The organism is Streptomyces sp. NPDC031274 (assembly GCF_055570235.1).
The window spans coordinates 110883-130643 of the sequence record NZ_JBVIHP010000001.1 but is presented as its reverse complement, the minus strand read 5'-3'; the positions used below and the strand labels follow the sequence as shown (position 1 = coordinate 130643).

Below are 19761 nucleotides of genomic sequence, written 5' to 3'. Positions count from 1 at the left end.
CCCGACCCTGGGACGTCACACGTCATGCAGATTCGCGATCTTCCGTTCACCGACCCGGGCATGCCGGATGCCCGTTCGGGACCTCATTTCCTGCGCTGGCTCGGACGCAACCAGCTCGGCGGCCAGCTGAAATCCCTTGCCTGGGGCCTCCTGCACTTCGGCTCCATCGCGGTGCTGCCGTACCTCGTCGGCTTCGCCGTGCAGGCCGTGATCGACCGCTCCGGAGGGCGGCTTGCCCTCGCGGGCGCGGTGATGGCGCTGTTCGGCATGGCCATCGCCCTGGGCGACACCATGCTGCACCGCACGGCGGTCACCAACTGGATCACCGCCGCCGCCCGCGTCCAGCAGCTCCTGGCCCGCAGGACCGCACAGCTCGGCTCGGCGCTCACGCGGCGTGTCGCCGCCGGTGAGGTGGTCGCGGTCTCCACCGGTGACGTCGAGAAGATCGGCTGGTTCGTGGAGGCGGTCTCGCGGTTCGCGGCCGCCGCGCTCACGGTCCTGCTCGTCTGCGTGGGCGTCGTCATCTACCAGCCCGCTCTCGGCATCGTCGTCGCGGTGGGCGTCCCGGTGCTCGCGCTCGCCGTACTGCCCCTGCTGCCGCGCGCCACCCGGCGGGCCGACCACCAGCGGGAGAAGGCAGGGCGCGCGACCGAACTGGCATCGGACACCGTGGCCGGGCTCCGGGTGCTGCGGGGCATCGGCGGCGAGGAACTCTTCCTCGACCGCTACCGCCGCGCCTCGCAGGAGGTGCGTACGGCCGCCGTGCGCAGCGCCAGGATGTGGGCGGTGATCTCGGCGGTCCAGGTGCTGCTGCCTGGGCTGCTCCTCATCGTGGTCGTCTGGCACGGCGTGCACCTGGCCCGCGAGGGCCGGATCACCGTCGGCGAGCTGGTCACCGTCTACAGCACGGTCACGCTGCTGACCTATCCCTTGCGGCACTTCGAGGAGATCGCGATGGCCTACAGCTTCTCGCGTCCCTCGGCCAAGCGCGCCGCCCGCGTGCTCTCGCTCCAGCGCACGACGCATGCGGGAGACGGGCTGCCGGACGGCACGACCCCGGCCGGTGGCAAGCAGCCGGACGACGTGGAAACCCCCTCCGGCGATCTCTACGACCCGGTGAGCGGGCTTCTCGCCCCCTCGGGCCGCCTGACCGCCGTCGTGTGCGGCGACCCGGACGAGGCGGGGCGGCTCGCCGAACGCCTCGGCGGGCACGCGGCGTTCGACGACGCGGAGAAGCTGCCGTCCGTGCTGCTCGGCGGGGTACCCCTCGACGAGGTGCCGCTGGCCACCGCCCGCACCGCCGTCCTCGTACAGGACAAGGACCCGGTCCTGCTCTCCGGCACGCTCCGGGGGCTCCTCGACGTACCGGCGTCGGGAGCGGTGGGCGCCGACGAGGCTCTGGAGGCCGCGCAGTGCGCGGACGTCCTGGAGGCCCTGGCGCAGGCTTCGGTGGACGAGGCCCCGCTGGACGCCCATGTCACGGAACGCGGGCGCTCCCTGTCGGGCGGACAGCGACAACGGCTCGCGCTGGCCCGCTCGTTGGTCACCGACCCGGGCGTCCTCGTCCTCGACGAACCGACTTCCGCCGTCGACTCGCACACCGAGGCACGGGTCGCCGAGGGCATCAAGGGGCTGCGCAAGGGACGTACGACCGTGGTCCTCACGTCGTCGCCGCTGCTCCTCGACCGGGCCGAACGCGTCGTCTTCCTCCATGAGGGCGAGGTCGTGGCGGTGGGCGAACACCGCACGCTCGTACACAGCGAGCCGCGCTACCGGGCAGTCGTGACGCGCGAGACGGACGAGGAACGGACGCCTCAGGCACCCGTCGGCATAGAGAGCGGCACAAGGACCGACACCGACACCGACACCGACACCGAGATCAACATCGACATCGACATCGAGGAGACGGCATGATCGGCCTGGCGCCACCGGAGTACGACCCGGCGGCCCCGACCACCGCGGACACCCTGCCCGTCGGCGCGCCCGCGACGGTCGGAGCCTACGTACGCGAACTGGTCAGGCGGCACCGCCGGGCCTTCGCCCTGCTCATCACGGTCAACACCTGCGCCGTGGTCGCCTCCATGGCCGGTCCCTACCTGCTCGGCGATCTGGTCGAGAACGTCACGGACAGCGCCCGCGACCTGCATCTGGGGCGCACCATCGGCCTCTTCACCGTCGCCCTTCTCGTCCAGGCCGTCTTCGTCCATCAGGTGCGGCTGCGCGGCGCGATGATCGGTGAGCGGATGCTGGCGGATCTGCGGGAGGACTTCCTCGTCCGTTCGGTCGGGCTGCCGCCTGGCGTGCTCGAGCGGGCCGGGACAGGGGATCTGCTGTCGCGGATCACCACGGACGTCGACCGCCTCGCGAACGCCATGCGGGAAGCGGTGCCGCAGCTCGCGATCGGCGTGGTGTGGGCCGCTCTGCTCATCGCCGGCCTCGCCGTGACCGCGCCGCCGCTGGCGCCCGCGATCCTCGTCGCCGTGCCGCTCCTCGTCGTCGGCTGCCGCTGGTACTTCAAGCGGGCGCCCTCCGCCTACCGTTCGGAGGCCGCAGGGTACGCCGCCGTCGCCGCCGCCCTCGCCGAGACCATCGACGCGGGGCGCACGGTGGAGGCGCACCGGCTCGGTGAGCGCCGCGTGGAGCTGTCGGAGCGCCGCATCAAGGAGTGGACGGCGTGGGAACGTCACACCCTCTACTTGCGCTCCGTCCTCTTCCCGGTCATCACCTTCACCCACACCCTCGTGCTCTGCTCCGTCCTGATGATCGGCGGCGTGTTCGTCCTGCAGGGCTGGATCGGCGTCGGCCAGCTGGCCACGGGTGCCCTGATCGCCCAGATGCTCGTCGATCCGCTGGGCATCATCCTGCGCTGGTACGACGAGCTGCAGGTCGCCCAGGTCTCGCTCGCCCGGCTCGTGGGCGTACGGGAGATCGAACCGGACTCGGGAGAGGACTCCGTCACTCCGGACGGACGCGAGGTGCTCGCGGACGACGTGCACTTCGGCTACCGCGCGGGCGTCGATGTCCTTCGGGAGGTGTCGCTCGCGGTCGAGCCGGGTTCGCGGGTCGCCCTGGTCGGCCCGTCCGGCGCGGGCAAGTCCACGCTCGGCAGGCTGCTCGCCGGGATCTACGCGCCGCGGAACGGTCACGTGACGTTGGGCGGCGCGGAGCTTTCGGCCATGCCGGCGGAGGAGGTCCGCTCCCACGTGGCCCTGGTCAACCAGGAGCATCATGTCTTCGTGGGCTCCCTGCGCGACAACCTCCTGCTCGCCAGGACCGGAGCGCGGGACGCCGAACTGTGGGCGGCGCTCGGCGCGGTCGACGCGGACAGCTGGGCTCGGGCTCTGAGTGAGGAGCTGGACACCGAGGTGGGCTCGGGCGGCTTCGCCCTCACCCCGGCGCAGGCCCAGCAGATCGCACTGGCCCGCCTCGTACTCGCCGACCCGCACACACTGGTCCTCGACGAGGCGACCTCGCTCCTCGACCCGCGCGCGGCACGCCACCTGGAACGCTCCCTAGCCCGCGTCCTGGACGGCCGCACCGTCGTGGCCATCGCCCACCGGCTGCACACCGCGCACGACGCGGACGTCATCGCCGTGGTCGAGAACGGCCGGATCAGCGAGCTGGGCAGCCACGACGAGCTGGTGGGGGCCGGGGGTGCGTACGCGGCGCTCTGGCGGTCCTGGCACGGATAGGTCGTCTTGGGCGGCGGGCGAGGGACTGGGGCGGGTCTCGGGCGGTGGGCGAGGGGCTGGGGCGGGTCTCGGGCGGTGGGCGAGGGGCTGGGGCAGGGTCACGGGCGGGTCCAGGGCCGGGACCCAGGTCCGGGTCCATCCAGCTTCGCGCCTGGCGTATCGCATCAAGCGCTCATCAAGCGCTGCTGAGTCGCCTGCTGCCAGACGAAACGGTGGCCGAACTGGGCGGATGGCGGGGTGGCCGCACGTGCCGCCACCATCCTCGGCACGTGCGCCCTGCAGCAGGCACCGTCGCCTATCGCGACGGCGAAGAGGAGGAGCTGGCGGAGGGACTGTCGGGGTCCGCGTAAGGGACCACGCCCCGCCCCTCTCAGATGAAGTTGAGCGCGGCCGCGCCCCCCACTCCCCCGAGCAGCATGAAGACCGGCATCAGCACCTTCAGCTCGATCCAGCTGCCCGCCCGGAACCGCATCAGCTTCGGCGGCCCGACGGGGTACCAGCGCTTGCGGCCGATGGGGATGGGCCACAGGATCGGGCAGCCGGAGACCGTGAGGGCGTCCCCGAGGTCGTGCACCAGGGCGCCGAGCACGATCGGCAGACCCAGCCACAGATATTCCTGGCCCGGCGCGGTGAACAGCCAGTCCGCGCCGTTCCCGGGCTTGTCCAGGACTCCGGCGAGGATCCAGGCGCTCGTCGCGGCGAGCAGCCAGACCAGCACATCGCTGCTCGAACCCCGCGCGGCACGCCACAGCAGGCCCTCGATGGCGAGCACCATGTGGATGAAGAGCAGCGCGAGGACCGCCCAGCGGCCGCCGAAGATGGCGAGGGCCGAGGAGCCCGCGCCGATGAGGACGGCCCACAGCCAGGTGTGCGTGAGGGTGCGGTGCCCCCCGGCCCGGCGCGGGTCGCCCTGCTTGCGCGTCGCCTTGTAGACGGCCGCCGAGAGCTTGTCGACGATCTCGCACAGGCCTCTGGAGACGGGTCCGAAGGCCCGCGAGATGGTCGCCGATTTGTGGTCGAGGTCGGGCGCGAGCGCGGCCCCGGCGCAGATCAAGGCTCCGACCAGGAGGACCGGCCAGGGCATCGTGTGCCCCGCGGCTGTCGCGGCCGCTCCGACGCCCAGCCAGGCCGCCGCTCCCGACAGTGAGTGTGCCGGACCCATCATGGCTTTTCCCCGCCCCATTTCCGTTGTGCTGATGCCCCGTTGGCGACACAGCGTAGCGTTCGTGATCTTCGTACGGACCGCCGGTTCCCTGATCGAGGGTGAAGAAGGGCAAGATGGGGGTGTGACACTTATTGATCAGCTGCCGCCGGATGCCGACCCCGATGCCCTCTTCGAAGCCTTCTCCTCTTGGGCCGAGGAGACGGGGATCACTCTCTATCCGGCTCAGGAGGAGGCGCTGATCGAGGTGGTCTCCGGGGCCAACGTGATCTTGTCCACTCCGACCGGTTCCGGAAAGAGCCTGGTCGCGGCGGGCGCGCACTTCACGGCGCTGGCCCAGGACAAGGTCACCTTCTACACGGCACCGATCAAGGCGCTGGTGTCGGAGAAGTTCTTCGACCTGTGCAAGCTCTTCGGCACCGAGAACGTCGGCATGCTGACCGGTGACGCGTCCGTCAACTCCGACGCGCCCGTCATCTGCTGCACGGCCGAGGTCCTCGCGTCGATCGCGCTGCGCGACGGCAAGAACGCCGACATCGGCCAGGTCGTGATGGACGAGTTCCACTTCTACGCGGAAGGGGACCGCGGCTGGGCCTGGCAGATTCCGATCCTCGAACTGCCGCAGGCGCAGTTCATCCTCATGTCCGCGACGCTCGGCGACGTCTCGATGTTCGAGAAGGACCTGACGCGCCGCACGGGACGCCCCACCTCGGTGGTCCGCTCCGCGACACGCCCGGTGCCCCTCTCGTACGAGTACCGCCTGACGCCCATCACGGAGACCCTCACCGAGCTCCTTGAGACCAAGCAGGCGCCGGTCTACATCGTGCACTTCACGCAGGCGCAGGCTGTCGAGCGCGCGCAGTCGCTGATGAGCATCAACATGTGCACCCGCGAGGAGAAGGACAAGATCGCCGACCTGATCGGCAACTTCCGCTTCACCACCAAGTTCGGCCGCAACCTCTCGCGGTACGTACGTCACGGGATCGGCGTGCACCACGCGGGCATGCTGCCGAAGTACCGGCGACTCGTGGAGAAGCTGGCGCAGGCCGGTCTGCTGAAGGTCATCTGCGGCACGGACACTCTCGGCGTCGGCGTCAACGTCCCCATCCGCACGGTGTTGTTCACTGCCCTCGCCAAGTACGACGGCACGCGGGTGCGGACCCTGCGTGCCCGGGAGTTCCACCAGATCGCGGGCCGCGCAGGACGTGCGGGCTTCGACACCGCGGGCCTCGTCGTGGCGCAGGCGCCCGAACACGTCATCGAGAACGAGAAGGCGCTCAACAAGGCGGGCGACGACCCGAAGAAGCGCCGCAAGGTAGTGCGCAAGAAGGCCCCCGAGGGCTTTGTGGGGTGGACCGAGGCGTCGTTCGAGAAGCTCATCGGATCCGAGCCCGAGCCGCTGACCTCCCGCTTCCGCGTCACGCACACCATGCTCCTCGCGGTGATCGCCCGTCCGGGCAATGCCTTCGAGGCGATGCGTCACCTCCTTGAGGACAACCACGAGCCGCGCAAGCAGCAGCTGCGGCACATCCGGCGCGCCATCGCCATCTACCGTTCGCTGCTCGACGGCGGCGTGGTCGAGAAGCTCGACGAGCCGGATGCCTCGGGGCGCATCGTGCGTCTGACGGTCGACCTGCAGCAGGACTTCGCGCTCAACCAGCCGCTGTCGACCTTCGCGCTCGCCGCCTTCGAGCTGCTCGACCCGGAGTCCCCCTCGTACGCCCTCGACATGGTGTCCGTCCTCGAGTCCACCCTCGACGACCCGCGCCAGATCCTCGCCGCGCAGCAGAACAAGGCGCGCGGCGAGGCCGTGGCCCTGATGAAGGCCGACGGCGTCGAGTACGAGGACCGCATGGAGCGGCTCCAGGACATCACGTACCCCAAGCCCATGGAGGAGCTCCTCTTCCACGCGTACAACACCTACAAGACGAGCCACCCGTGGGTCGGCGACCACCCGCTCTCCCCCAAGTCCGTGATCCGCGACATGTACGAACGGGCGCTTTCCTTCACGGAGTTCACGTCCTTCTACGAACTCGCCCGCACCGAGGGCATCGTGCTTCGCTACCTCGCGAGTGCGTACAAGGCACTTGAGCACACCATCCCCGACGACCTGAAGTCCGAGGACCTCCAGGACCTCATCGCCTGGCTGGGCGAGATGGTCCGACAGGTCGACTCCAGCCTCCTCGACGAGTGGGAGCAGCTCGCCAACCCCGAGGTCATGACCGCCGAGGAGGCCCAGGAACGCGCCGACCAGGTCAAGCCGGTCACCGCCAACTCCCGCGCCTTCCGCGTCCTGGTCCGCAACGCGCTCTTCCGCCGCGTCGAGCTCGCCGCCCTCGACCACGTCGAGGAGCTGGGCGAACTGGACGCCGAGTCCGGCTGGGACGCGGACGCCTGGGGCGCGGCCATGGACAAGTACTGGGACGAGTACGACGACCTCGGCACCGGTCCCGACGCGCGCGGCCCCAAGCTGCTGCTCATCGAGGAGGACCCGGACCACGGTCTGTGGCGCGTCCGGCAGACGTTCGCCGACCCGAACGGCGACCATGACTGGGGTATCGGCGCGGAGGTCGATCTCGCGGCCTCGGACGAGGAAGGCCGCGCCGTCGTCCGGGTCACCGACGTCGGCCAGCTCTGAGCACGCCACGCTTCCCCCCGGACAGAAGTCGAGGAACCCTCATGAACAATCCCGCCGACCGTCTTGTCGGTCTGCTTGACCTGGAGCAGATCGAGCTCAACATCTTCCGTGGCCGCAGCCCGCAGGAGTCCCTGCAGCGGGTGTTCGGAGGACAGGTCGCCGGGCAGGCGCTGGTGGCCGCTGGACGTACCACCGAGGGCGAGCGCCCGGTCCACTCGTTGCACGCGTACTTCCTGCGGCCCGGACGTCCGGGCGTGCCGATCGTGTACCAGGTCGAGCGGGTGCGGGACGGGCGTTCCTTCACCACGCGTCGTGTCACCGCGGTCCAGCAGGGGCGCACCATCTTCAATCTCACCGCTTCCTTCCATCAGCCCGAGGTGGGCCCTTTCGAGCACCAGCTTCCGCCGCGCATCACGGCTCCCGATCCCGAGTCGCTGCCGACGGTCGCCCAGGAGATCACCGAGCATCTGGGCGTGCTGCCCGAGCAGCTGGAGCGCATGGCCAGACGTCAGCCCTTCGACATCCGCTACGTGGACCGGCTGCGCTGGACTCCCGAGGAGATCAAGGACGCCGAGCCGCGCAGTGCGGTCTGGATGCGTGCGGTCGGCCCGCTCGGTGACGATCCGCTCGTCCACACCTGCGCACTGACCTACGCGAGCGACATGACGCTCCTGGACGCCGTCCGCATCCCCGTGGAGCCGCTGTGGGGCCCACGCAGCTTCGACATGGCCTCGCTGGACCACGCCATGTGGTTCCACCGCCCCTTCCGCGCGGATGAGTGGTTCCTTTACGACCAGGAGTCCCCGATCGCGACGGGCGGCCGCGGTCTCGCGCGCGGCCGTATCTACGACATCGAGGGCAGACTGCTGGTCTCGGTCGTACAGGAGGGTCTCTTCCGGGCCTACGGGGAACGGCACATGGACGGCCGCCCGTCGCCAGGATGAGGCTGTGGGCGCATGCATGAGCTACTTCATGTACGACGTCATGGGCTAGACGGTCGACGAACCTGATCCGGAGACGATGAGGCACGTGTTGGACGGCCTCGCGAACGCTGACGACGAGCATCCCGATGTGTCGTTGTCCCATGAGAGCGGGTGGTCTCTCTGCGCGTTCCGGGGCGGGCTGCTGATCTGGGAGAACGCGGAGGACGGCTCGGTGGCTCCCCGCCGGATGCACGAGGTGGCCCGTGCGGAGACCCTCCGGCTCTTCGGGCCTCTGGCAGCCCGTGACGTCGTATCGATCGAGGCGCTTTCGTGGCAGAGATGACAGGCCTCCACCAGCACGGCGCCCGGGCTGCCCGGGCACCGGGGCGCTTTGCCTCGCCACACATGCCATCGGTGGGAATCACCTCCTGAGTTCGATGAGCCCGTGCCCACTCCAGAAGCCGCAGCAGTGATCTTCGGCGAAGGTGGGGGTCACATGGGAGCCGGGGGTGGAGTGAGACAGAGAGAGGGAGAGGAAGAGGGCATGACCAGGGACGAGAACATGACCGGTCACCGCGACCGCCGGCTCGCCGAGGCCGTTCGGCTGCGCGAGGCCGGTCTCCGCGAAGAGGCACGGGAGCAGTTGCTCGCCCTGTGCGAGCAGTTCCCCTTGGACACGGAGGTGGCGTACCAGACCGCGTGGGTGCACGACACACTAGGCTTTGAGGCCGAGGCGGTGCCGCACTACGTGCGCGCGGTCGGGAACCCGGGCCTCACCCCCGATGACCGTCGAGGAGCACTCCTCGGCCTGGGCAGCACCTACCGCGTCCTTGGCCGGTATCCGGAAGCCGTCACGACCTTGCGGGACGCGGTGGCCGAGTTCCCCGACGACGCCGCTCTCAAGACCTTTCTGGCCATGGCCCTCTACAACACCGGCCGGACACACGACGCGATGGAGATCCTGCTGACCCTGCTCGCCACCACGAGCCAGGACCCGGACATCGCCGGCTACCGTCCCGCGATCGAGCACTACGCCAAAGATCTCGACACGACCCTGTAGCGGAGCCAACCACCGGCTTCCCCCCGACTCCGCCTCGGTTCCCGTCTCGGTCGCCGCCTCGCTACGCTCCCCTGCGTCGCATCCACTTGAACAGACCTCGCGGCTCCGGCGCTCTCCCTTTCGTCGCTTCGTCGGGACGTGCGGCCTCAGGCAGCGCCCCAAGGGGTGCCTCGTGAACCGGCGCGGGATGAGGGCTTGGCTGAGCGCCGAGTTGCGCCCGAGTACCGGAACCACCGGGACCAGGGCCAGGGCCGGAATCAACACCAGGGCCAGAACCGGAGTCCGGCGCGGGCCGCGGCGCAGGTCGCTGCCCTCGGGCCTGGGAGAGACTGATGGTCAGGTTCGCCCGCAGCCAGCGGATCTCGTCCGGATCGTCCGCGGTCGTGATCTTCTGAATGATCCGTCCCGCCGGTGAATCGGGGGCGCCCTGGCCGAAGGGCTCGGGCATGAGCCCGCGTACGTAGGCGCGTTCGTACGGGTCCTTGATGATTTCCGCGATCTGGACCGGGTCGAGTAACGAGGCCACAACCGCGGCACGCTCCCAGGGATCTTCGGACTGCCGCAGCAGCGCTCCCGCGTGGCGGCCCCGCCAGTTCCGTGCCCGCAGGTCGGCACCCGCCTCCAGCTGGGCGCGGAGCGCGCCAGGGGCACGGCCGGTGAGCAGACTGGCGTTGGCCTCGGATTCGGCGAACTGCCGTAGCTCCTCTGCCAGATACAGCCAGACGACTGCACGGTACCGGTTGAGGTAGAACTTCACCGGCGTCACGAAACCCGCCCGCGCGAGCCGGGTGAAACGGGCCGTGGAGATACCCATGAGAGTTGCGCCCTCGGTGGTCCCCACGGCTCTGACGCGCTCGACCCATACCTCGGGAAAGCCCTCCCCGGCACGGACGCGCTCGATCTCCTCGCGCGTGACACGGCGGCGTCCACCGACTGCGTCGCTGACGGTGCGGATGCGCCCCAGCATCACGGCGAGTTCGAACTCGCCGCGCTTCAGACCCAGTTCTCGTGCCGCGCGGGTCTGCGTGACCGAGGTCTGCGCTGTCGTGTCCGCGGCTTCCTGCATGATCGTGTGACCTGACATGGTGGTTCTCCCCCGTGAGGCGTCTTTGCTCTCGGGAAAACCGTAGCGCGATCACCGCAATCCGCGCCGAGCCTGTGGATAACTCTCGTCGCGCCGACGTTTCAGCTGGTCAGAGGTCTACCACGGGCGTCCGCCCCAGCTGTCGCGCATCTACACCGAGATGCTCGCCGACACGATTGACGAGCAGCGTCATCTCGTACGCGACCTGGCCGATGTCCGCCTCCGCGGAGCTGAGGACGCACAGGCAACTGCCGTCGCCGGCCGCGGTGACGAAGAGCACCGCGTCGTCGAACTCGATCATCGTCTGGCGCACGTTGCCCGCATGGAAGTGCCGACCTGACCCCTTGGCCAGGCTGTGCAGGCCGGACGAGACCGCGGCCAGATGTTCCGCGTCCTCCCGCCTCAGTTCGGAGCTCGCGCCGGTCACCAAACCGTCATTGGACAGCACCAGCGCGTGGCGCACGGACTCCATGCGCTTGGTCAAGTCGTCGAGCAGCCAACCGAGCCCCGAGTTCTGCACCATGTTCCCGTCTCCCCGCCTCACTGCTCCCCCTGGCTGGAGGAACTGACCTGCCAGCCTTCCCCACCATCGGCGCCCCGGCAAGCATGATGGGGACATGGCACAGAAGATGACCGATGACCAGTGGCGGGCTTTCGTCTCGCAGGGCACCCGCACCGGCAAGCTGTCGACCGTCCGGGCGGACGGAAGCCCACATATCGCTCCGATCTGGTTCCTCTTGGACGGAGACGAGTTGGTGTTCAACACCGGAGCCGAGACCGTCAAGGGGCGGAATCTGGCGCGGGACGGGCGTGTCGCCCTGTGTGTGGACGACGACAACCCTCCGTTCGCGTTCGTGGTACTGCAAGGGCAGGCCCGCCTGAGCGACGATCCCGACGAGGTGCGGCACTGGGCGGCCCGGCTCGGAGCCCGCTACATGGGTGAAGGACGTGCCGAGGAGTTCGGCGAGCGCAACGGCGTGCCGGGTGAACTCCTCGTACGCGTCAAAATCGACAAGGTGGTCGCTCTCGGCGCCGTATCCGACTGACGCCTCAGCCCACCGTGTGACGCCTTAGCCCACCGTGTCGAGCAGCCGGGCGGTATGCATCCGCCCGGCGTACTCGACAAGACGTATCAGCACCTCCTTTCCCGAATCGCGGTCCCTTGCGTCGCAGAGCACCACGGGGGTGCCGCGGTCGAGGTCCAGGGCCCGGGAGACTTCATGCGCACCGAACGTACGCGCGGTCGCGAAGCAGTTCACGGCCACCACGAACGGGATCTGCCGATGCTCGAAGTAGTCGACGGCGGGGAAGCAGTCCTCGAGCCGCCGTGTGTCCGCGAGGACGACGGCACCGAGCGCGCCCTGGGACAGCTCGTCCCACAGGAACCAGAAACGGTCCTGCCCCGGTGTACCGAAGAGGTACAGCGACAGGCCCGACCTGATGGTGATGCGGCCGAAGTCCATGGCGACGGTCGTCGTGGTCTTGCGGTCGACTCCACCGGTGTCGTCGACCAACTGGCCCGCCTGGCTGAGCAGCTCCTCCGTGCGCAGCGGGCGGATCTCGCTGACCGCGCCGACCAGGGTGGTCTTGCCCACCCCGAAGCCGCCCGCGACCAGAATCTTCAACGCCATGGCATTCGTGTCGTCGCCGTCGGCGTCAGAGCGCTCGGAGCCCATCGATCACCTCTCGCAGGATCTTCTCGTCGGGTAGCTGCGCGGGTGGCACGGGTCGGCTCACCTTCACGCAGCCCATTTCCAGCAGGTCGCCGAGCAGCACCCTCACCACTCCCACGGGCAGATCGGCGTCGGCCGCCAGCTCGGCGACCGACTGGGTCTCGGTGCGGCACAGTTCGATGAGCGACCGGTGTTCCGGTCCGAGCGCGGTGTCGTCCCCGGCACCCGGCGCGTTCTCGTCCAGCGTGACGAGTGCGATCAGATCGAAGCGCACTCCGCTGGGTCCCGGTTGGGTCCGCCCGCCAGTCATCGCGTAGGGACGGACCAGCGGTCCGGCCTCGTTGTCGTACCACTGGCTGCCCACGTCGTGCGGGACGCCGCTCCTGTCCTCCGTCATCTGCGTCGACCGCCCTGCGTCATCCGGCGGCCGGTGGCTGGGAACCGAAGCGCGATGGGGTGTATAGATGCTCGCCCACCCGCTTGACCAGCCGTGCCATCTCGTAGGCGACCAGGCCGATGTCGGCCGTGACAGAGCTGAGTACGGCGAGGCACGAGCCGTCGCCCGCCGCCGCCACGAACAGGAAGCCGTCGTCCATCTCGACCATGGTCTGGCGCACTCCCCCGGCCCCGAAGTGCCGGCCCGCGCCCTTGGCGAGGCTGTGGAACCCGGAGGCGACCGCTGCGAGATGTTCGGCGTCCTCACGGGTGAGGGCGGTCGAGGCCCCGACGGCCAGCCCGTCGTTGGACAGCACCACGGCGTGCCGTACCTCGCCGACGCGCAGTACCAAGTCGTCCAGCAGCCAGTCGAGTTCGCCGGACCGGCCGGTGGTGATGCTCTTGTCCTGGATCATGCGGAGTCTCCTTCGGTGCCGTCACTGGCCGGTGCGGGCCCTGGAATGTCGGGGACCGCGCCGACGATGCCCGGCCGGCGACCGCCGCCTCGGACCCATCCGTCGCGGTAGGCGGTCATGCGATCCCGTACCTCGTCGGGGCTGCGTTCGGTCTCTTCGCGAACACTCACCGATCCGGCCGCGTCATCGGGGCGCTTTTCGCGCAGTTGGGGGGCCAGGCTGGCCTGGCGAACGCGGCGCGGGAGGTCTTCCGAAGGTTCCGGGACGCTGTCGGGTTCCGTGTCCGGGGGCTTGCGCAGCCGGAGTGTGGTGACGCCCGGCGGTGTCGTCTGCGGGGTTTTCGCCGACGCTCCCAGTGCGGGGCGGGCGGCCGGGGCGGGAACGGGGGTGCCGTTCATCGATGCGGCATCGGGCACGCGCGCGTGCCCAATCTTTTCGGGGTCACGTTCCATGGTGTGGGCTCCGGGACTCTCCGGTGTGATGCTCTGCAGCAATGCGGTGGGCAGGAGGACGACCGCGGTGGTACCGCCGTAGGGGGACGTACGGAGGTGCACTTTGACCCCGTGTCGCGCGGCGAGCCTGCTGACCACGAAGAGCCCCAGTTGGTCGCTGTCGAACAGGTCGAGCGCTTCGGACTGCTCGATACGGCGGTTGGCCTCGGCCAGGGCCTCTGCGCCCATGCCGAGGCCGCGATCCTCGATCTCCAGGGCATAGCCGTTACCGACCGGCTCGCCGTTGACCCGCACTTTGGTGTGGGGCGGCGAGAACTGGGCGGCGTTCTCGACGAGTTCGGCCAGGAGGTGGATGAGGTCGGCGACGGCCGTGCCGACGACCGCGGCAGCGGGGAGCTGTCGTAGCTCCACGCGCGCGTAGTCCTCGACTTCGGAGACGGCCGCGCGGACGACGTTCGCCAGAGCGACAGGCGTGCGCCAGGCGCGTCCCGGCGCGGCTCCGGAGAGGATGATCAAGCTCTCGGCGTGCCTCCTCATCCGGGTGGTGAGGTGGTCGAGCCGGAAGAGGTCGCTGAGTTCGTTCGGGTCGTCCGACCTGCGCTCCATGCTGTCGAGGAGGTTGAGCTGGCGGTGGACGAGGACCTGGCTCCTGCGGGCGAGGTTGACGAAGACGCCCGAGATGCCGCTGGCGAGTTCGGCGCGCTCGATGGCGGCGTGCAGGGCCGCCCGGTGCACCGTGCCGAGCGCTTCGTAGACCTGCCCCGTCTCGTCCTCCGCGGGCGGGCCGGGCGGCGCTTCGGCGTGAATGTCGATCTCCTCACCGGCGCGCAACCTCCGCATGGCGTGGGGAAGTTTGTGCCGGGCGATCTCCAGCGCGCCGTTGCGCAGGCTCACCAGCTCGACGACCAGTCCTCGCCCGATGCGTACGGAGATGACCAGTGAGGCGACTACCGCGACGAGTCCAAGGAGCACGGCGGCGCCTGCCGGAGTGAGCAACCCGCGGGTGAACGGGTCGGCCCGATCGGCGGCGCTGCGACTCGCGCCCACGTCGATCGCGCGGAGCTCGTCCCGCACCACACCATGGGCGCTGTCCCATGTGGCGGCCGGTGCCGCGGCGGCGGCTCGTCTGCCCGGGGGCGCGACGGTCACCTTGTCCTCGACTGCGCGCACGTCGGCGTACGCGCTCCCCTCCACGAGGTTCTGCCAGGCTGCTCGTTCGGGTCCGTGCAGATCCGCCACCGCCGCCTCGGTCAAGGTCCGCCGGGTGTCGACGGCTCCGGTGAACTGCCGCAGCCGCTCCCGGTCCAGAGACCCGTCGAGCCGGGCGCTGGACAGGACGGCATCCTCGCGCGCCAGCATCTCGGAGGCCCTGGCGAATTCGAGCAGCACGCGCGCGTCGGAGCCGAGTTCGGCCTTCTGGATGCCGGTGAGCGCGCCGCCGACTCCGAAGGCTGCCGAAATGGTCCTCGTGTACTGGCCGTAGGTCGTGTCCCAGGCCGTGCGGTGGTCGAGCACGTCGGTGCGCAACGTGCTGAGGTCCTCGGCCGCGGAGACGAATGTCGCGAGCCTGGACGCCACCCCGGTGGGCAGATCGCCACCATCGGCGATCGTCCGTCCCTCGCCACGACGCAGCTTCGCCACAGCGCGGTCCGTACCTCCCGCCTGCCTCTTGAGTTCGCTGCCACGCTCCCGCGTGGGCTCGGTCGCGTAGCTCACGGCCGCCACTCGCTCGGCCTGCAACGCGGCGATGGCGGTGTCGACCGGGCCGCGCACCTCGGCGTCGACGCGCTGCAGCTGTCGTAGACGCGCCACGTCTTGAGCCGTGGTGACCGTGGCGTATCCCCACAACGCGAGCAGGGAGACGACCGGCACCATGAGCAGGCACAGGATCTTGGCTCGTACGGTACGGGGGCGCGGCCACCACGACCCCCGGGGCGCGGGGGTCGTCAGCGGCCCGGGCTCCAAGGGGGCTGCCGCTTCGGGCCGTTCATCGGCGGGCTCTCCCGCGTGTGCGCGGCGACCACGTGCCGGGTCCCCGGACTGCGGCGGCAATGTGCCGTCGGCCGGGTCGGGGGTCTTACGGGGTGTGCGCATGGCCTCCTCGTTCGGAAGGTTTCGAGGCGTGTGTCCGCCCGGCCGTGAGCGTCCTGGTGCGCCGCTACCGGGCGGCTCCCTCCACCGGTCGCTGGGCAGCCACGGAGGCTTCACGTTCCCCCGAGGTCGGGGACAGGGCGACAAACGCCGAGGTCAAGAAGAGGTACGACCCAAGGCCGACCGCAAGGGGGAAGATGAACTGCATCGTCGTGGCCCCGGGCAGCGCAGCGCTCGACTCCGTGACCCGCACGCTCACGGCCAGCATTCCGGTGTAGTGCATGCTGCTCACCGCCCCGCCCATGACAAGCGACGCGACGGCGACCGAAAGAGGCGACTTGATGTTGAGCGCCGCCCACAGGGCCGCGGTCGCGGCGACAACGGCGATGACTACGGAGAGGCCGACCAGTACAGGGTCGTAGCGCACGTCGCCGTTCAGTCGCAGCGCGGCCATGCCCAGGTAGTGCATGCTCGCCACGCCGAGCCCGGTGGTGAGCCCGCCGACCGTGAGCGCACGCCCGCGGTCACGGCCGTAACCGACGGAGAAGACGCCGACTCCGACGACGGCCATCGCGACGATCAGACTCAAGATCGTCAGGGGCACGTTGTAGTGGATCTCGGTGCCGGTGACGCCGAAGCCGAGCATGGCCACGAAGTGCATCGTCCAGATGCCCGTGCCGATGGCTGAGGCCGCCGTGATGAGCCAGTTGCGGCGCGAGGCGCCCGTGGCACCAAGCGCACGAACGGTACAGCGCAGCCCGAGAGCGGCGCCGATACAGGCCATCGCGTACGACAGCACGGGGGTCAGCCAGCCGAAGGTGGCGTGGTCCAGGTGTCCCATGGCTCCGGGACGCTAGTCCGGGCAGGGGCGCACAACGGGGGCGCAGTTCGAAAGGTGTTGGAATATGACTGAGAGAGGATCCTGAACGATCGCAGCACGCTCGAACGTGTGCCCCCAAACGCGTATGCGCGTCATTGAGCAATCATGACCACATGAGCGACGACCACACGCGTGTCCGTGACTTCTTCACCGCCCGAGCGGCCAACTGGGACACCCGGTTCCCCGACGACGGGCCCGCCTATCGAGCCGCCGCGTCCGAGCTCGGCCTGCGCCCCGGTGGCCGCGTCCTCGATGCCGGGTGCGGCACCGGGCGGGCGCTACCGGCCCTCAGGGAGGCCGTAGGGCCCTCCGGGTCCGTACTCGGAGTTGATCTGACTCCCGCCATGCTGGAGGCCGCCACACGGGCCGGCAGACACCGTGCGGGACAGCTCCTGCTCGCGGACGTGACGCGACTCCCGTTGCGCGACGCGTCACTCGATGCCGTGTTCGGCGCGGGCCTGATCTCCCATCTGGCCGATCCGGCGGAGAACCTGCGGGAGTTGAGGCGCGTGGTGCGGCCCGGAGGAGCCCTCGCCCTCTTCCACCCCATCGGCCGGGCGGCACTCGCGGCGCGGCAGGGCCGTCAGATCAGCACGGACGATCTGCGGGCCGAGGGGAATCTCCGCCCGCTGCTCGCCGGTTCCGGCTGGCGGCTGACCTCGTACGTCGACGAGGACACGCGGTTCCTCGCTCTGGCCGTACGACAGGACTAGGCCGGTTCGGGCCGCAGAGGGGATGACGACGGCTATCGTCGTCCGGCGACAGCCGAGGCGAAGACTCAGGCCGCCGTCCTCGAGCGCCACCTTGCCTTCCTCGAGGAGCCGGCCAGCTTCTTCTGCGACGGCGAGCCCCCTTTGCGCGCCGAGGATCTCGACGATCCGTTCCGACGCGGCACCCTCACCATCGCCCGCGCGACAAGCCTTGCCGAACTCGCCTGCCTGCGGAGGACGTTGAGCTCTCTGCGCTGAAGCGTCCGCCTACTCGTCCGTGTGCGGGGCCGGGCAGCCCCGGACGCCGGGCACCGGGAACGTACCGAGCTCGCCGACCCGATATCCCTTCGGGTAGCCCTTGATCTCCCAGTTCTGCCGGGCGTAGTGCGGTGCGGTACGGGGCGGCATCAAGCGCACGGCTCGGCCGCGCAACCGCACCGCTCGCCTGACCAGCGTGCGGGTGGCGGGGCCCGGCGGTTCGTAGCGGAAGGCGCGCAGAAGGGGCTCGTCGAGCAGGGCGAGGGTCGAGACCCGCAACAAGGGCGCCAGAGGGCGTGGGTACCAGGAGGCCATGAGATCGAGGGTCGCGTCGGAGACCTTGCGCGCACCCTCGTCCCACGCGAAGTGGGCCTCTTCGTAGGCATCGAGACACTTCTCGAAGGCTACGTAGGAGTCCGGGATATCCTGGATCCCCATGCGCTGCCCCAAGGTTCGGTAGTAGACGGCGGCCGCGGTCGTCTCGTGGCGAGACAATCTCCGCCATCCGTAGACGTCGATCCAGCGCTTGGGCACCACCACGAACGTGCACAGCACGTAGCGCATGTCTTCATTACAGATGTCGTAGCTACGGTGCATCTGGTTGATCCGGCGGATCGCCGTGCGGCCTTCGTCCGTGCCGAAACCGTGCTCTACGACGGTGTCGAGGAGCAGGGCCGTGTCGTCGTACCGCTTCTGCGTACGGCCCGTCAGTTCCGCCGTCTCGGCGAGGAGCCGACCGATGCTGGGCACCGCGTATGTGCGGTAGAGCGCCAGCTCAAGAGCTCGGGTGTAGTCCCAAGGGAACTCGTACGTCGCGCTGAGCCGGTAGATCGTCAGGGCGTCCTTCTCCGGGTCGAGACGCCGAATCTCCTTGAGCCGGTCATAGCGCTTCACCACCCGGCCCCCCTTCTGCCGTCGGGACTCAAACTCTACTTTGGAGTAAGGCAGATGAGTGGTCATCAGTGATATCCAGAACCGGGGGAAGGTGGCCCACATGTTCGACAAGCTCCGCAAGTTCTGGCGCTCGGACGACGCTGTTCGCAGCAAGCAGCAGCGCCCGCACAACCTCTTCGAGGCGGCCGCCGTATACGTGGCCGCATGCGCCGAGGACGACCAGGACCGCATAGACGAAGCCAGGGACTGGGTCTCACCGGAGGCCTTGTCCTTCGGCATCAGCGAACTCGCCTGTCGAGCGGTCATCGCCCTCGCCAGGGAGCGCGACGAGTCTCCGACGGACGTGGCGCGTACGCTCCTCGGCCTGCCCGCCGCCTGACGTCCGTGTGCGAGTTCCTGGTGCGTACGGGAGAGTTTCCTGGTCATGCACCCCTCGACGATCAACCGAACCTGTGGTTAGGGTGCGCCGACGGATGAAGCGATGGGGAGGCTGGCATGGCCGGAACGGACGACGCTGTCGCCGCCGAGGACGACGCGCTGTACGTGCTGACCGCGGTGCTGCTGACGCCCGCGAAATTCCCGAGCGTGCTCGGCGACGACTATCCGGAGGCGTGCACGGCTCTGGGGCTCGCGCCGCTCGCCGACGGGTACGGTCTCGTGCTCGGTCAGGACGGTGCGGGCGCCCGGTGGACCGTCGTCGTCGACGACGTGTCACTCGTGGCCGTCGCGATCGCTTCCTGGGACTGCGGCATGGAATACGACCTGTCGCCCGACGAGCGTACGGTCGTCGCCGCACTGCCCGGCTGGCCACTCGCGGTCGCCGTCGCGGCGCCCAATGTGCCCCCGCCTCACGACCCCGACCCCGAGTACCCGGACGAGAAGCCGCTCTCTCCTCCTCAGTCCGACTCGTGGGGACCGGCTCAGCGACGGCTCGGCGCCGACGAGATCGCGCTCCAGTGGGCGGCGTGGCGCGAGCAGCTCGACGACGCGGACTTCTTGAGCGACGGTGCCGAGTCTGGCGCGGCTCAGGAGGAAGGCGTTGCTCAGGAGGGCGAGGACACCCGCCCGGAGAGGAGTGACGCCGACGCCGAGGCCGATCAGGGGCCGCTCACCGGCGTACGCCGTGTCCTGGCGGAAGCACGGGCGTACGTGAGTACGCCGCCGCCCCTGGGCCGCGTACGATCCTCGTTCGCCTCCGGAGAGGCCCGCACCCTGCGTGCCGACGGTCCTGGCTGGTCCATGGTCGCCAGGACCGACGACATCGCGTTCGTGCTCCTCGACGAAGAGCCGGGAGAGGTGCTGCCGGTGGGGCGCGGCCCCGAACTCCCCTGGCTCCTCGACGCGCTCGACAAGATGGCCGTACGCCCCAACTGATCCCTCTGCTCCGGTGACC

The 19761-nt window shown here is 69.6% G+C and carries 19 protein-coding genes and 2 pseudogenes; 12 read left to right on the top strand and 9 right to left on the bottom strand.

Annotated features, from left to right (window positions below):
- Positions 1–24 precede the first annotated feature (24 nt).
- The 3 genes and pseudogenes from ACZ5CR_RS00655 to ACZ5CR_RS00645 form a co-directional block, all read left to right on the top strand.
- On the top strand, positions 25–1914 hold the full coding sequence (locus ACZ5CR_RS00655) for an ABC transporter transmembrane domain-containing protein (RefSeq protein WP_468852174.1): 1890 nt from the start codon (positions 25–27) through the stop codon (positions 1912–1914).
- Entirely contained in the window at positions 1911–3692 is a 1782-nt protein-coding gene (locus ACZ5CR_RS00650; RefSeq protein WP_468852173.1) for an ABC transporter ATP-binding protein, read from the top strand. The genes ACZ5CR_RS00655 and ACZ5CR_RS00650 overlap by 4 nt, the downstream gene beginning before the upstream one ends.
- 222 nt (positions 3693–3914) lie before the next feature.
- A pseudogene (locus ACZ5CR_RS00645) lies at positions 3915–4042 on the top strand (viomycin phosphotransferase); the annotation flags it as partial.
- A gap of 20 nt (positions 4043–4062) precedes the next feature.
- Here the strand turns inward: ACZ5CR_RS00645 and ACZ5CR_RS00640 are convergent.
- Positions 4063–4857, bottom strand: coding sequence for a metal-dependent hydrolase (locus tag ACZ5CR_RS00640; RefSeq protein ID WP_468852172.1), 795 nt, complete (start codon positions 4855–4857; stop codon positions 4063–4065).
- A 31-nt stretch (positions 4858–4888) separates the two neighbouring features.
- On the opposite strand from ACZ5CR_RS00640, the gene ACZ5CR_RS00635 reads away from it, so the two are divergent.
- From ACZ5CR_RS00635 to ACZ5CR_RS00620, 4 genes are all read left to right on the top strand, one after another.
- A complete protein-coding gene (locus tag ACZ5CR_RS00635; RefSeq protein WP_468852169.1) occupies positions 4889–7492 on the top strand; it encodes a DEAD/DEAH box helicase in 2604 nt (867 codons plus the stop codon).
- Positions 7493–7533: 41 nt separating this feature from the next.
- On the top strand, positions 7534–8436 hold the full coding sequence (locus tag ACZ5CR_RS00630; protein ID WP_468852167.1) for an acyl-CoA thioesterase: 903 nt from the start codon (positions 7534–7536) through the stop codon (positions 8434–8436).
- A gap of 85 nt (positions 8437–8521) precedes the next feature.
- Positions 8522–8758 carry a hypothetical protein gene (locus ACZ5CR_RS00625; RefSeq protein WP_468852165.1) on the top strand — a complete coding sequence of 79 codons (237 nt, stop codon included), beginning with the start codon at positions 8522–8524 and terminating at the stop codon, positions 8756–8758.
- Positions 8759–8959: 201 nt separating this feature from the next.
- Complete coding sequence (locus ACZ5CR_RS00620; protein WP_468852163.1) at positions 8960–9475, top strand: tetratricopeptide repeat protein; 516 nt, start codon at positions 8960–8962, stop codon at positions 9473–9475.
- A 61-nt stretch (positions 9476–9536) separates the two neighbouring features.
- Here ACZ5CR_RS00620 and ACZ5CR_RS00615 read toward each other — a convergent pair whose 3' ends face one another.
- A complete protein-coding gene (locus ACZ5CR_RS00615; protein ID WP_468852160.1) occupies positions 9537–10559 on the bottom strand; it encodes a DUF6397 family protein in 1023 nt (340 codons plus the stop codon).
- 109 nt (positions 10560–10668) lie between these two features.
- Positions 10669–11082: a roadblock/LC7 domain-containing protein gene (locus tag ACZ5CR_RS00610; RefSeq protein WP_468852158.1), complete on the bottom strand. Its 414-nt coding sequence runs from the start codon at positions 11080–11082 to the stop codon at positions 10669–10671.
- 94 nt (positions 11083–11176) lie between these two features.
- On the opposite strand from ACZ5CR_RS00610, the gene ACZ5CR_RS00605 reads away from it, so the two are divergent.
- Positions 11177–11605, top strand: a complete 429-nt coding sequence (locus ACZ5CR_RS00605) for a PPOX class F420-dependent oxidoreductase (RefSeq protein WP_468852156.1) — start codon at positions 11177–11179, stop codon at positions 11603–11605.
- 24 nt (positions 11606–11629) lie between these two features.
- Here the strand turns inward: ACZ5CR_RS00605 and ACZ5CR_RS00600 are convergent, their stop codons facing one another.
- The 5 genes from ACZ5CR_RS00600 to ACZ5CR_RS00580 all read right to left on the bottom strand — a co-directional run bounded on the left by ACZ5CR_RS00600 (position 11630) and on the right by ACZ5CR_RS00580 (position 16467).
- Positions 11630–12235 (bottom strand): GTP-binding protein, encoded by a 606-nt coding sequence (locus ACZ5CR_RS00600; protein ID WP_468852153.1) that lies wholly within the window; start codon positions 12233–12235, stop codon positions 11630–11632.
- The gene (locus ACZ5CR_RS00595) at positions 12216–12629 is read right to left on the bottom strand and encodes a DUF742 domain-containing protein (RefSeq protein WP_453524609.1); all 414 of its coding nucleotides are present in this window, start codon (positions 12627–12629) and stop codon (positions 12216–12218) included. The genes ACZ5CR_RS00600 and ACZ5CR_RS00595 overlap by 20 nt, the downstream gene beginning before the upstream one ends.
- A gap of 19 nt (positions 12630–12648) precedes the next feature.
- Complete coding sequence (locus ACZ5CR_RS00590) at positions 12649–13083, bottom strand: roadblock/LC7 domain-containing protein (RefSeq protein WP_468852151.1); 435 nt, start codon at positions 13081–13083, stop codon at positions 12649–12651.
- Positions 13080–15629 carry a sensor histidine kinase gene (locus ACZ5CR_RS00585; RefSeq protein WP_468852149.1) on the bottom strand — a complete coding sequence of 850 codons (2550 nt, stop codon included), beginning with the start codon at positions 15627–15629 and terminating at the stop codon, positions 13080–13082. Before ACZ5CR_RS00585 ends, ACZ5CR_RS00590 begins: the two co-directional genes overlap by 4 nt.
- A 64-nt stretch (positions 15630–15693) precedes the next feature.
- The gene (locus ACZ5CR_RS00580; RefSeq protein WP_468852148.1) at positions 15694–16467 is read right to left on the bottom strand and encodes an MHYT domain-containing protein; all 774 of its coding nucleotides are present in this window, start codon (positions 16465–16467) and stop codon (positions 15694–15696) included.
- 152 nt (positions 16468–16619) lie between these two features.
- Between ACZ5CR_RS00580 and ACZ5CR_RS00575 the strand changes: the two genes are divergently transcribed.
- Positions 16620–17219: a class I SAM-dependent methyltransferase gene (locus ACZ5CR_RS00575; RefSeq protein ID WP_468852146.1), complete on the top strand. Its 600-nt coding sequence runs from the start codon at positions 16620–16622 to the stop codon at positions 17217–17219.
- A 54-nt stretch (positions 17220–17273) separates the two neighbouring features.
- A pseudogene (locus ACZ5CR_RS00570) lies at positions 17274–17474 on the top strand (PadR family transcriptional regulator); the annotation flags it as partial.
- Between the two features lie 9 nt (positions 17475–17483).
- Here the strand turns inward: ACZ5CR_RS00570 and ACZ5CR_RS00565 are convergent.
- Positions 17484–18368, bottom strand: coding sequence for an oxygenase MpaB family protein (locus ACZ5CR_RS00565; protein ID WP_468852959.1), 885 nt, complete (start codon positions 18366–18368; stop codon positions 17484–17486).
- Between the two features lie 100 nt (positions 18369–18468).
- Here ACZ5CR_RS00565 and ACZ5CR_RS00560 point away from each other — a divergent pair, with 100 nt between their 5' ends.
- Both ACZ5CR_RS00560 and ACZ5CR_RS00555 read left to right on the top strand, forming a co-directional pair.
- Positions 18469–18747 carry a hypothetical protein gene (locus tag ACZ5CR_RS00560; RefSeq protein WP_468852144.1) on the top strand — a complete coding sequence of 93 codons (279 nt, stop codon included), beginning with the start codon at positions 18469–18471 and terminating at the stop codon, positions 18745–18747.
- A 116-nt stretch (positions 18748–18863) separates the two neighbouring features.
- Entirely contained in the window at positions 18864–19742 is an 879-nt protein-coding gene (locus ACZ5CR_RS00555) for a hypothetical protein (RefSeq protein ID WP_468852143.1), read from the top strand.
- Positions 19743–19761 lie beyond the last annotated feature (19 nt).